The sequence below is a fragment of the Pseudomonas sp. LAIL14HWK12:I10 genome (assembly GCF_900184205.1).
Taxonomy (GTDB): Bacteria; Pseudomonadota; Gammaproteobacteria; order Pseudomonadales; family Pseudomonadaceae; genus Aquipseudomonas; species Aquipseudomonas kermanshahensis.
Genome location: NZ_FXWU01000002.1, coordinates 22,030 through 33,327 on the forward strand (window position 1 = coordinate 22,030; position 11,298 = coordinate 33,327).

Annotated in this window: 11 protein-coding genes; 9 read left to right on the forward strand and 2 right to left on the reverse strand. The window is 55.4% G+C overall.

Translation table 11 applies throughout. From position 1 onward, the window contains the following. Positions 1–346: 346 nt before the first annotated feature. Positions 347–664 (forward strand): helix-turn-helix domain-containing protein, encoded by a 318-nt coding sequence (locus tag QOS90_RS04100; protein WP_085272385.1) that lies wholly within the window; start codon positions 347–349, stop codon positions 662–664. Then, positions 657–1,925 carry a type II toxin-antitoxin system HipA family toxin gene (locus tag QOS90_RS04105; RefSeq protein ID WP_085272386.1) on the forward strand — a complete coding sequence of 423 codons (1,269 nt, stop codon included), beginning with the start codon at positions 657–659 and terminating at the stop codon, positions 1,923–1,925. Before QOS90_RS04100 ends, QOS90_RS04105 begins: the two co-directional genes overlap by 8 nt. Positions 1,926–2,029: 104 nt before the next feature. On the opposite strand, the gene pdxR is transcribed toward QOS90_RS04105, so the two are convergent. After that, positions 2,030–3,508, reverse strand: coding sequence for a MocR-like pyridoxine biosynthesis transcription factor PdxR (gene pdxR, locus QOS90_RS04110; protein WP_085272387.1), 1,479 nt, complete (start codon positions 3,506–3,508; stop codon positions 2,030–2,032). A 101-nt stretch (positions 3,509–3,609) separates the two neighbouring features. On the opposite strand from pdxR, the gene QOS90_RS04115 reads away from it, so the two are divergent. The 3 genes from QOS90_RS04115 (at position 3,610) to QOS90_RS04125 (ending at position 4,684) form a co-directional block, all read left to right on the forward strand. Continuing rightward, the gene (locus QOS90_RS04115; RefSeq protein WP_085272388.1) at positions 3,610–4,074 is read left to right on the forward strand and encodes a GNAT family N-acetyltransferase; all 465 of its coding nucleotides are present in this window, start codon (positions 3,610–3,612) and stop codon (positions 4,072–4,074) included. A gap of 93 nt (positions 4,075–4,167) precedes the next feature. Beyond that, positions 4,168–4,407: a type II toxin-antitoxin system RelB/DinJ family antitoxin gene (locus QOS90_RS04120; RefSeq protein ID WP_085272389.1), complete on the forward strand. Its 240-nt coding sequence runs from the start codon at positions 4,168–4,170 to the stop codon at positions 4,405–4,407. Continuing rightward, positions 4,397–4,684, forward strand: coding sequence for a type II toxin-antitoxin system RelE family toxin (locus QOS90_RS04125; protein WP_085272390.1), 288 nt, complete (start codon positions 4,397–4,399; stop codon positions 4,682–4,684). Before QOS90_RS04120 ends, QOS90_RS04125 begins: the two co-directional genes overlap by 11 nt. Positions 4,685–4,933: 249 nt before the next feature. On the opposite strand, the gene QOS90_RS04130 is transcribed toward QOS90_RS04125, so the two are convergent. After that, positions 4,934–5,470 (reverse strand): BRO-N domain-containing protein, encoded by a 537-nt coding sequence (locus QOS90_RS04130; RefSeq protein ID WP_085272391.1) that lies wholly within the window; start codon positions 5,468–5,470, stop codon positions 4,934–4,936. A 923-nt stretch (positions 5,471–6,393) separates the two neighbouring features. Between QOS90_RS04130 and QOS90_RS04135 the strand changes: the two genes are divergently transcribed. The 4 genes from QOS90_RS04135 to QOS90_RS04150 all read left to right on the forward strand — a co-directional run bounded on the left by QOS90_RS04135 (position 6,394) and on the right by QOS90_RS04150 (position 11,215). Further along, entirely contained in the window at positions 6,394–7,302 is a 909-nt protein-coding gene (locus QOS90_RS04135; protein ID WP_159455777.1) for a site-specific integrase, read from the forward strand. Positions 7,303–7,739: 437 nt separating this feature from the next. Continuing rightward, the gene (locus QOS90_RS04140; RefSeq protein WP_085272393.1) at positions 7,740–8,726 is read left to right on the forward strand and encodes an ATP-binding protein; all 987 of its coding nucleotides are present in this window, start codon (positions 7,740–7,742) and stop codon (positions 8,724–8,726) included. A gap of 167 nt (positions 8,727–8,893) precedes the next feature. Further along, on the forward strand, positions 8,894–10,291 hold the full coding sequence (locus QOS90_RS04145) for a GrpB family protein (protein ID WP_143491057.1): 1,398 nt from the start codon (positions 8,894–8,896) through the stop codon (positions 10,289–10,291). A gap of 228 nt (positions 10,292–10,519) precedes the next feature. Next, a complete protein-coding gene (locus QOS90_RS04150; protein WP_085272395.1) occupies positions 10,520–11,215 on the forward strand; it encodes a hypothetical protein in 696 nt (231 codons plus the stop codon). The last annotated feature ends 83 nt before the right edge of the window (positions 11,216–11,298 follow it).

An 11,298-nucleotide genomic window follows, 5' to 3' on the forward strand; every position in this document is an offset into this window, starting at 1 on the left:
ATCAAGTGGTGGTGGGGATGTCAACGCTTTGTGGTGTGATGAGGGTGAGATGTTGTCGCGGCATTCTGGGTGGTATGAAGGGTGGTGGGCTCTATACCGGGGGCCAGGGGTTCGTGTGGAGATACGATGACTGAGTCTGTGTAGGGTAGGGGGCTTTGATTTTCTCTAACCTACATGACGATCAAGATCATGTCTGCGTATCTTAATTTAATTCCATTATTTTGTTGCTAAACTGATTATTTTATCAATAAGACACAAAATATTGTGATTATTGAGATTGATCGCTGGCAGGGCCTGCTACTACTATCTTGTGTGTTAAGTGGATTTCATGGAGTTATTACTCGCTATGCTGGATTTAAGCTTTAGTAAGCCGAGCGAAGTGGTGAAGCGCATTTGCGAACGTTTGCGCACCGAGCGGCTAGCGCAGCAGATGACGCAGGGCGATGTGGCTGGCAGGGCGGGTATCGCTACCAATACCGTGTCCAATCTGGAGGCTGGGCGAAATGTCGGCTTTGAGAACCTGGTCAAGGTGGCCATGGTGCTGGGGCGCGGCAAGGAGCTAGAAGGCCTTTTCTTGCCCAAGCTGGACAGCCTCGCTGACCTGCATCGCTACGAGCAGAGTGCTAAGCGGCAGCGTATCAGGAGTAAACACGACAATGCTTGAGCAAGTGCGCATCTATTACGAAGGTTGGGGTGAGCGCTGGCTGTGGGGCACGCTTGTGTCCACCACGGCCGTCTCTAGCCGTCCGCAGATTGTGTTCGAGTACAGCAGCGAAGCGAAGCTGCGTGGGCTTGAGTTGTCGTCGTATGCCATGCCGTTGCAAGGTGACGCATTGCGTAGAGGCTTCCCTGCCCACCAGTCCGGTTTGCCAGGGCCTGTCTACGATGCGATGCCAGATGGCTGGGGCATGCTGCTGATGGACCGCCTGTTTAAGCGTCGTGGGCTCAACGTTGCTCGCATAGGGCCATTGGAGCGGTTGGCTTACATCGGCAATAACGCCATGGGTGCCCTTTCATTCGAGCCCGTTGCGGCCGAGGGGCTGCAACCTGCGGAGCATATCCCGCTCGACCTGCTGGCCGCCGAGGTACAAGAGGTACTCAAGGGGGACGGAGCCGCGTTTGTGCAGAAGCTTCTGGTGGTGGGGGGCTCCCCTCAAGGCGCCAGGCCAAAAGCCTTGGCCTATCGCGATCCGCACACGGGGGCATTTACTACCGTTGCCAGGGCAGGCCTGGAAGCTTGGCTGATCAAGTTTCCGGCGAGAGAAGAGCACCCTGAAGTCTGCGCTATCGAAATGGTCTATGCCGAGTGCCTACGTCAGTGCGGCATTGCGACGCCTGATACCCAGCATTTCAGTTTGCCAAATGGGCTGGCCGCTTTCGCCAGCCGACGTTTTGATCGCCAGGGGGATCTGCGTGTGCCGATGCAGAGCTTGGCGGCCTATACCGGCGCCGACTTCAGGTCACCCGGTGCCCTGGATTACGTCAACTTCTTGCGGGCGACTCATCTGTGCACCAACGACCTGCGAGAGAAAGCGCGCGCCTTTGAGCGAGCTGTTTTTAACGTGGTGTTCAATAACCGCGATGACCATCCCAAGAATTTTTCCTACGTGATGTCGCGAGCAGGCGAGTGGAAACTGGCACCCGCGTATGACGTGACCTTTTGCGAAGGCCCTGGCGGCTATCATCAGATGGATGTGATGGGGGAGGCCTTGGCGATCGACCGGAAAGCGATATTGGGCCTGGCAAGCGAAGCAGACATTACGCCGGCGTCCGCCGCCGCCATCATCGACCGTATATGCGCTGCAGCGAGCCAGTTTAGGTACATGGCCGAGCGTATGTATCCGCAGATGATCACCCAGGAAACGCTGCAAACCGTGCAACGCCGTATCGACGAAAACAGTGCGCTGCTCCAGGCGGTGAGTTGAAGCAGCCGCAATTGCTCCTAAACTTAGCAACGGACTCACCCTCGACCACGTCTCTGGGCGCCCCAGTACGGCACATCGATGCCTTTGTGGCGGGGGCGAGGCCACTACTTGAGCCCCGCAAACACCTTCGCCAGCTTCCCCACCGCTACACGCATCTCGCCCGGCGTTAGCGCCGCAAACCCCATCAACAGGCCCACATCATTCCTCGGCGATGCATACAAACTGCCGAGCCCCAACAGGTCGATCCCCGCCGCATGCGCCGCCCTCACTACCGCATCTTCCGGCATGTCCTGCACGAAGTGGCAGGGCATCTGCAGCCCCCCGGCTGGAATGCTTGGCGCCAGAAACGCCCCCAAGTGCTTGTGCACAAGCTCGGCCAGCATGTCCCGGCGCGCGGCATACAGCGCCCGCATGCTCCGCACATGCGCCGTGTAGTGCCCGCCCTCCATGAACCGCGCCAGGGTCAGCTGGGCAATGGAGGCCGTATGCCCATCCTGCAGCGTGCGTGCATTGGTCATCGGCGCTACGAGAGCAGGTGGCAACAGCAAGTAGCCGATGCGCAGCCCGGCGAACAGCGACTTGGTGAACGTGCCGATGTACAGCGTGCGGTCATGCGGGTCCAGGCCCTGCACGCAGGCAGTCGGCCGGCCTTCGTAGTGGAACTCGCTGTCGTAGTCATCTTCGATGATCCAGGCGCGCTGCTGCCTTGCCCACTCGATGGCCTGCAGGCGCCTGTCCAGCGACAACGTCGCGCCGGTGGGGTATTGATGGGACGGCGTTAGAAACACGGCCCTGGCATTGGCGGCCAACCGCGTCATGCGTTCCACCTGCAGGCCGTTTTCATCCACCGGCACGGGCACGCCTTCGAGGCCTGCTGCCGCGACGGCTTTGCGCGTGCCTTGGTAGAGCGGGTCTTCGACCAGTACCTGATCGCCTGCATCCATGAGCACCTGCGCGCATAGGCTAAGCGCCTGCTGCGAGCTGGTGAGGATCAGCACTCGGTCGGCAGACGCCTGCGCGCCCCGTTCAAGGTTAAGGTAGTCAGCGATCGCGCTGCGCAGGCAGGCCATGCCCTGTGGCGCACTGTGCTCCAATGCCTGGGTGCCAAATTCCTTGTACACCTGGCGCTCCAGCCTTTCCCAGATCGCCAGGGGGAAGTGCCGGGTCTCGGCTACGCCCGGTGCAAACGGGCGCGGCCCTTGGAAATTATTCACGCCCCCGCTCTGCAGCACGGCCAGCGCCCGGCGGCTCAGTTGAGGTGGCTCATCGCAGCGCGTTTCGCGTTTTTGCTGTCGCCGTGGCAGATGCCGTGCGCGTTGCGAGACGAAGCTTCCGCTGCCCACCCGACGCTCGATGAAGCCCTCTGCATGCAACTGGCTGTAAGCCGCCTCCACGGTATCCCGCGAGACGCCCAGTGACTGGGCCAATGGGCGTGAAGCCGGCAGCGACTTACCGACCGGCAGCGCGCCATCAAGGATCAATTGGCGAATCGCTCGCTGGATCCGCACATGCAACGACAACGCGCCATGGGCCGGGTCGCTCATCCAGGCTTTGACCGATTGCAGTTGTGCGTGTTTGAACATTGGTCTGGTTCGCTTGCAAAAAGTGGCGGGGCTATTCAGGCCATTCTATCGCTATAAATGCACCTGTTTTCAGACCATTCCCACATTGAAAGGGGTCCACGATGACAGTTGCACCCGCATTGATGTCAGTCCGCGAGTTGAAGCAGACCGATTTCCCTCAATGGTCCGCCTATTGGGACCAGTACCAGGCGTTCTACAAAGTAGCGCTGAGCCAGGCCACCACCGAGCTGACCTGGGCCCGGTTTTTCGACCCGGCAGAGCCCGTGCACTGCGCCGTCGCCACGGACGGTGAGCGCATCCTCGGTTTCGTCCATTTTGTGTTCCATCGCTCGACTTGGGGGCGTAACGACTTCTGCTATCTGGAAGACCTGTACGTTTGCCCAAACGCGCGAGGTAAGCAGGTTGGCAAGCAGTTGATCGAGTACGTTCAGGGCCAGGCGCGGGAGAAACAGTGCGATCGGTTGTACTGGCATACCCAGGAAACCAACCAGACTGCACAGCGGCTGTACGACTGGATAGCTGAAAAGCCGGGGGTAATCGAGTACCGGATGGCGCTGCCTGCGTAGGGCACTGAGGCCAGCAAGAGACGAGATGCGCTTGCACTGCACCGGCAAACGGTGCAGTGTAATGACGAATGTCTTTACCTGGAGAGAGCGCCCATGGCATCCATCAACGTTCGTGTCGACGATGAGCTCAAGGCTCGTGCCTATCAGGAGTTGGAACGTCTTGGTGTTACACCCTCCGAGCTCATGCGCCAAGCGCTGCAATATGTAGCCGAGCGGGGCAAACTGCCCTTTCGGCCGGTCCTGATGACCGAGGAGGATGAAGACCTGATCGCGACCGTAAGCGAGCGGCTAGCCGCCCCGCAGCGCGTGAAGGTAAAGCTGGATGATCTATAGTCTCGAGTTCGATTCGCGTGCGCTGAAAGAGTGGAAAAAACTGGGTGATACCGTTCGCCAGCAGTTCAAGAAAAAGCTGACGGAGATTCTGCTCAATCCCCGTATCGAAGCCAATCGGCTGCATGCATTTCCGGACTGCTACAAGATCAAGCTGCGTAGCAGTGGCTATCGGTTGGTTTACCAGGTGATCGACAATGAGGTTGTCGTGTTCGTCGTCGCAGTGGACCGCCGCGAGCGCGATCAGGTTTACCGCAAGGCTGCGGAGCGTCTGGAGTAAGCAGATAACGCAGGCCCGATGCTTACCCAGCTGTTGATCCGTCATCCTTTGGGCTGCACAAGCAGCCGGTCTGCCAATTCTGTGGGAGCGGGCTTGTCCCGCGAATGGGGCCACGCGGAGCATGGCACCGGCTTCGCCGGTGTTCGCGGGACAAGCCCGCTCCCACAGGCCCCTGCTGAATCACTAATGAATGCGTTGTTCTACGAGTGTGGTATTGCCGAGCGCGCGGGCGAAGCTGTAGCCGCTTTTTTACACTCCATGGAGCCGCAACGCCCGCTGGGCACACTCCCGCCAGCTCATCTTCCGCTTGGCAGTGGGCCCCCGCTCAGCCACCTCTCCAGCCATTACCACCGGCATATCCCGCATCCTGACCCAAGGCTCACTCTGCCAATACAACAACGTTGCCGACAGCCCACCAGGCCAACACATCTGCCCCAGCTGCGGTACACCCTCCACATCATCAACCTGCCTATCACGAAGCACCGCCACTACCTCATGGGTCAGCCACCAGCGCAGATGCCGGTTCTCCGGAATATGGTGATGTGCTAGCAAGGTATAGGCCCCGGACTCGCTGACCATGGTGGTCTGCTGGTACTGACCGTTGCGCAGTAACAGCACGCTACGGTGCTGGTCTGTGTCGAGCGTTCGCATGCAGTGTTCGTCAAAGAAGTGACCGCTCAAGCGGCCGAGTTCGTGGGCGCAGAACCAGGCTTGGGATTCGAGCCAAAGGGTGTGGAGGGGACGGTTGTGGCGGGTGAAGAGGGTGGGGGTGTGAAGGTCAGTCATGGCTGGCCTCCGTGGTCCTTCGTGAATTCACTAGGGGAGACGCATGTGCGAAAAACCTGTAATTACTGGAATTGGTAGGCATTTCCATTACCTCTACGTGATTTCAGCTTTCTTAGGGCTGGGTGTCGGGAGCTAAGAAATCCCACGTAGCGGACCGGACGTATTCCCCTTGCGGGTCTTGTATTAGTCCGCTCCCGACATAACACGTTTTCTGAGCGCGCAGGATTAGACCACAGGCACAAAAAAGCCGCATCTGTCGGGGCGGATTGACCGCTACGTGAGGCGTTTCTTAGGCGCCGTATACAAAGGTAGAGATGAGTAGATAAGCAGTCAATTGCGCAAGCTGTAGGAGATTTCAGAAAATGAATGTGAATGAAGGGTTCATACGTAAGTCATCTCGCCGCATGCGCAATCTGAGCTGTCATTGTTCACCCTATCGATGCACGCTGCTATTGGTAGCCGTTTGTTACCATTTCAGGCAAGCGCAGCCGTTCGAGACAGACGTCTGCGCTTCGTTGGCTAAGCGCTCAGTTAAACTTTCCAGCAGCGCCTGTAACTCTTCCGACAGATCCACCTGCAGTGGATGGGGGGCTGCCACGTTCAACTCACGCAGGAAGTGAAGGCAGGTAGTCTTAGAATCCCGAGTGGCCGAGCTCTGCGCGTAAGGCCTCGATGGTGGGTGATAGACCGCTGGCGAGCACTGCATCACTGGCGCGCAGCACGAAGGCTTTATTGATACCAGCGCGGGCCATAGGTCTGTTCCCATTTTTTCGTACTGTAATCAGTATGGAAGTACACGTGTACAAGCGCCTGATCATGTGAAAAAAATCGAACAAACTGATGTTTGAGAAGCCAAGTTTCTCGAACGTGATGGTGCTTTTAGAGGTATTTTGCCGCGTGCGGGGGTACAGACGGAGGCGGTGGTGGACACTTCGCCCGATCGTTATCTCCAAGCCGCGCGTCGAGCCAGTACCGAGCGGCGCTACGCTCAGGCCATTGCGCACTTCGAGACGGAGTGGGGCGGCTTGCTGCCCGCGTCCGGCGAGAGCGTGGTGCGCTACCTCACGCATTACGGCGACCAACTGACGTCCCGTACCCTGCGCGTACACCTGGCCGCTTTGGCGCGCTGGCATCAGCAGTTGGGCTTTACCGACCCCACCAAATCCTATCGGGTGCGCGATACGCTGAAGGGGATTCAGGCGCTGCATCCGCAGCCGGTGAAGCAGGCCGAGGCCCTAGCACTAAGGGAGTTGGAAACCTGCATCGCCCACCTTGCTGAGGAGCTTGCGGATCCGTTGCCAGCGGTAAGGCTGCGCGCTGCGCGTGATCAGGCGCTGATCCTGCTCGGCTTCTGGCGGGCGTTCCGCAGCGATGAGTTGAGCCGGTTGCGCATCGAGCACATCCAGTGGCGCCCAGCCCAGGGGCTGGAGCTGTTCTTGCCGAGTAGTAAGTCCGACCGCAGCAACCGCGGCCGCGTGCTCAAGGTGCCGGCCCTCAAGCGCTTGTGCCCGGTCGCGGCCTACGAGGTGTGGTTGGAAGCGAGTGGGCTCAGCGAGGGGGCGCTGTTTCGCGCTATTGATCGCTGGAGGCATCTAAGGACTCATACGCTCCACGCGAATAGCCTCTCACGTCTATTGCGTCAGATTTTTCTGCGCAGCGGCGTTGACCCGGAAGGGTACTCGGCACATTCGCTGCGACGCGGCTTCGCTACCTGGGCGAGCAGAAATCAATGGAGCAACAAAGCGCTGATGGACTATGTCGGATGGCGCGATGTGCAATCGGCTGCGCGTTACATCGAAAGTGACGCGCCTTTCGGCGAATGGGTTCGCTGAGGGAGATTGTGTGGGACATGCATCGTACAACATTGCCCCTTGCTGCCAGGTTCTAGGGGCAATGCACTCAGACATAAAGGGGATAAAGGGGGCAGTGCGCGATAAACAACCTCAAGTCATCTGGAGGTAAGTGGTGGTGGCATACGGCCACCCTTCTGTGCAAGTATCTGTTCTCACTTGGGACACAGGGCGCTCACGGGTGAACTGGCGCCGAAGAACATCGGGCGTTGTGAGCCGTCTAGCCCGCGATTAATCTCGAACGCAAGGTCGGTCAGCAGCCTTTACGTGGCTGGCGGAAAACCGTTTACGACGGAGCGCTGCTATTGCAGTAAATGCAGGCGCTCGAAATCAGCCTGGTCGTTGCGTAGGTTGGCAACCGTGAAACCCATGATTTTTAGTTATTAGAGCTTGCCACAGCATAGTAAGGAAGGGACACCATGAAAATCGATTTTCCCAAACAACTGGACAAGGATTGCCTGGGTGATTTTTTTGCTCAGTTGGACGAGGCTAAGGACCATACTGAGCGGGTAACCATAAATTTTGGCAGTCTCGAGTTTTCCACACCAACTTCGATGCTCGTTGCTGGTGTGGTTTTGCGAAATTGGGTGACTTACCGAAAATCGCTAGGTTTAGAAGTTTGGCGCTCTGAGCTAACCGATACGAATGTGGCTCAAACCTACTTGATGCATTTGGGCTTCTTCGATTTCATAGGTGTACAAAAGGGTAAAAAGGTCGGTGAGGCAAAAGGCTCGCAGACCTACCTGCCCATCATCGCGATCGAGAAGCCTGCCGATGCAGCAGAAGCTGGTGAGTTGGAGGTCTGGTACGATTCGATTCAGACGGTGTCTAGGAGACTGGCAGGCGTTTTGGCTGGATCGCACGATGAAAGTAACGAATTACGCCTCTACACCTATGCCATTCGTGAAATCATACGAAATGTTTTTGAACACTCGGGAGCGTCCGAATGTTTCGTTTGTGGTCAGCGCTGGTCCAATGGGGCAGCTGAACTCGTAGTCGTGGACGAAGGTATTGGTATAAGTCGTTCGTTGAGGGCGGCTTACGAAATTCCTGATGATCAAGAAGCGCTAAAGCAGGCAATTCGACCAGGTGTGAGTCGTACAGCGAACCTAAGTCCGGAACAGAATATCTATGATAACTCTGGTTTTGGGCTGTTCGTGCTAAGTGAAATAGGGAGTAATTTCGGTTGGTTTCTACTGGGTAGTGGTCAATGCAAACTACTTGGAGAAGGGAGAGGTTGTTCAACATCGATCTCTTCGTTTGATGGGACTTATGTCGGTCTCCGCTTGAACAAAACTCCGTCAGATATGATTGGGCTTTTGCAAGATATTATTAGTGCTGGTGAAGAAGAGGCAGGGCTCCACGGTATTGCGAAGAAAGCCTCGGCAATATCTAAACTGGGGTAAAGCTTATGCTCTGCTCACCACCGATGACGGAGCATAGACGGATTTTTTGCGTTTGGTTGACTCGGGCGTACCTAAGCGGATAGTTAAGTCTCAGGCATTAGGGCGCTTTAAATGTGCATGGCGTCACTCCTTAAGGCTGACGTTAGGTGTGGTTAGAGATTGGAATTATGAACACAGTAAGCATCGCTGAGTATAGTGGCTCTTGGAAGAATCAGTTTTCTAAAGAGTACAGTTTAATACGCTCAGTAGTCACTGCTACAAGCGGGTATGTTGATCATGTAGGCTCCACATCTGTATCTCACCTCTCTGCCAAGCCTATCGTTGATATTCTAATATCAGTGGGCAATTGGGCTGAGGTTGATGAGCTAATCTCTCAATTGCAATCCATTGGGTACCGCCTCAGCGAACGATGTGACAGTACACCGCGGTTCTTTTTGACTAAATATACCTCAGACGGTACGGGCTCGTTCCACGTACATGTGTGCGAGCCACACAGTCGATGGGGGCGGGACATGTTAGTGTTCAAAAACGAGCTGATTTCTGACCCGCAGTTGGCTCAAGACTATGCAAATTTGAAGAAGCACTTGGCAGGTGTTTATCATGATGATGTCCAAGCGTATGCGGCAGGTAAGAAAAACTTCATTGAAAGCAGGTTGAAGAAAGTGGGTGGTGAGTTCAGTATTAATAGTCTGCTTACGCGTCAGCGAGCCGAGTCTAATAAATCTGAAAAACTGCAAATTGCCATGATGGTTGTACAGTTTATGATTGCGGTAATTGCAGCATTTTCTGTGTATCTTAACAACAATAGTTATCTGTTTGGGCTGGCTGGATTAGGGTTTGCCCTAATGTTGCTTTGGGTGTACTTCAGTCAAGGGCAGCTTTCGCACCGGGCCGCGGGAGATCAAGCGCGTCGAGCGGTGCTTTTGATGAGTGGACTGAAATTAGAGCTTTCGGCTGTGCAGCAGCTTAGAATTAGTGAAGGTTTCAAAGTGTCGCCACCTGCTGGGGAATTCAGGCGCGAAGAAGATCACTTTGCAACCCGAGAGGCACCTGGATATAAGCGATTAGCTGAAATGATTGAAGAGTCCTCATACTGGACTCGAGATCTACAGACGATAAGTTGTAATTTTATGGTCGTCGCGCTGCTGCTTCTGGTGGCTGTCGTGCTTGTTGTTAGTGGTGCAGCAGTTGCCTCGCTAGCTTCTGACAGTATAGTGTCGCTGTCTAGGGGGGTCTTAGCCATTATGGTGTTTGTGGTTTCCTCTGATGCGCTCGGCTTAGTGTTCGCATATAGAAGCTCAGCGAAAACGATTGACGAAATTTTTAAGCGCGTTGAGGCAGCAGCAGCTCGCAGCTACAAAGAGTCGGATGTTCTGCTGTTGATGGCTGACTATAATGCGGCAATCGAACGAGCTCCTAGTACTCTTCCCTATCTTTATAAGCTCAATCGAGATGGTTTGAATCGTCGCTGGCAAGCCTATGTCGAGGCGAAATTAAGGCGTGATATTAAAACGGGCTCGGATACCAAGCGCACTACGACTCCACAGGATCCCGTCGCACCTTGAGAAGGTTAATCGGCACCGATTTCAGTGAGCGAGAGCCGGTACGTGGGGCCGCACGAGGTTGGACATCTGATCGGCGAAATGGCGATTCATCCAGATGATCTCAGACCCAGCGTCATGCACTACCGATTTTCAAGCGATGCAGTGCGTTCTGTGTCCGTTGAGCTCGGAGGGATAAAAGTGTACTGTCTACATCGACTTAAATGTCACTCAAGAACGCCAGGTTAATAGATGCTTGAACTTTTAAAATCTCAGATGGACACTGGAGTCGGTATCGCGACAGCAGCAATCGGACTGGTTGTTTTAGCTGTTAAAAGTGCCGCTCAGGTCTTTGTTATTTATGAGCAACATTGGTCGCGCCGACATCATAAAACCTTAAAAGAATTGCGCACAGCAGAATCAAATAATAGCCAGCTCAATAAGTATCTTGATAATGCCCTGCATCTTGAAAGCTTCCGTATTGCGGGCGGGGTCAGTGCAAACAGGATAACGGCAGACTATTTGATGCGCCTAGATGAGACACAGGTTTGGAATCGTCATCAGATCAAGCAAATCTCAAAATATATCGTGACATTTCCCGAAGTATCGAAGGCTGTTTTCAGGATAACTGGATGGCAAACTACTGGGGCCAGGTTCGCATTAGCATTAACGGTGACTTTCATGGGGCTAGGTTTAATTTTTGGGGTCGGGATAATGGTGAAAGGAGCAGGTACCCTCACCGGGCTTTTCGCTGGGGTTGGCATTGAGCTAGCGTTCATAGCTGCTGCCGGATGGATAGGCACCCCTTATCACAGCTACAAAATCGCCCGCTCGTTCGAGGCCTACCTAAAGAAGCACCCCGAAATTCTTGCGGAAAATGAGACTGTACCTGCCAAAACGCAAGCTAGCCGTGTGGTCGACCAGCCGACTGTTGCTACTCCTCCATGATGCAGTCAGCCTCGGTCGTAGGCGCATGAAATTGCTGACTGACTACGGCAGATATGTGAAAGCCCGCGAAGGCAGGGGCGGGC